The organism is Mycobacterium sp. E3247, assembly GCF_001667785.1.
GTDB lineage: Bacteria > Actinomycetota > Actinomycetes > Mycobacteriales > Mycobacteriaceae > Mycobacterium.
Genome location: NZ_LZJG01000137.1, coordinates 1 through 659, shown reverse-complemented (window position 1 = coordinate 659; position 659 = coordinate 1). Strand labels below are relative to the sequence as shown.

At 68.1% G+C, this 659-nt stretch carries 1 protein-coding gene; it reads right to left on the bottom strand.

What is annotated here, in order from left to right:
* Positions 1-659, bottom strand: a 659-nt coding sequence (locus A9X04_RS30850) for a glycosyltransferase (RefSeq protein WP_369828927.1), incomplete at both ends; no start/stop codon positions are given.

Genomic DNA, 659 nt, shown 5'->3' with positions numbered 1-659 from the left:
TCGGCGGGGGTGGTCATCCGGCCGGCGAGTTCGCGGGCGCGGGAGACGTAGTCGGGGGAGAGGATCTGGCGCAGGTCGGCCACCAGCGACTCGCGCGTGGTTTGGGAAAACGGGCGGGCGACACCGACTTTCAGCCGATCCACCTGGCCCGCCCAGATCTTCTGATCGCTCATGCTCCAAAGGCTCAAGGTGGGTACTCCGGCGCGCAGGCCCGCGGCAGTGGTGCCCGCGCCGCTGTGGTGCACCACCGCCCGGCAAGCGGGAAAGACCGCCCCGTAGTTGACCACCCCTACCACCTTGACGTGGTCGGAATGGGCGACCCCACTGAAATCGGTTTTGCCCGAGCACACCAACGCCCGCTCGCCCAACTCGGCGCAGGCCTCGCCGATCATGGTGATGGTGTCGGCTGGCGAATCGACCGTTGTACTGCCGAAGCCGAAGCAGATCGGCGGCGTTCCCGCCGCGATCCACGATGCGACCTCGTCGTCGACGTCCGTGGTCAGCTCCATGGTCAGTGTCCCGACGAAGGGGCGCTGGCCGTTCCACTTCGCCCATTCGTCGGCCAGCCCGGGAAAGCACACTTCGTCATAAGCCTGGATTTCCAGCGCTCCGCGCTGGGCAATCCGTCGCGGCGAGGGACCCGTCGCCCGGGGCAGGCC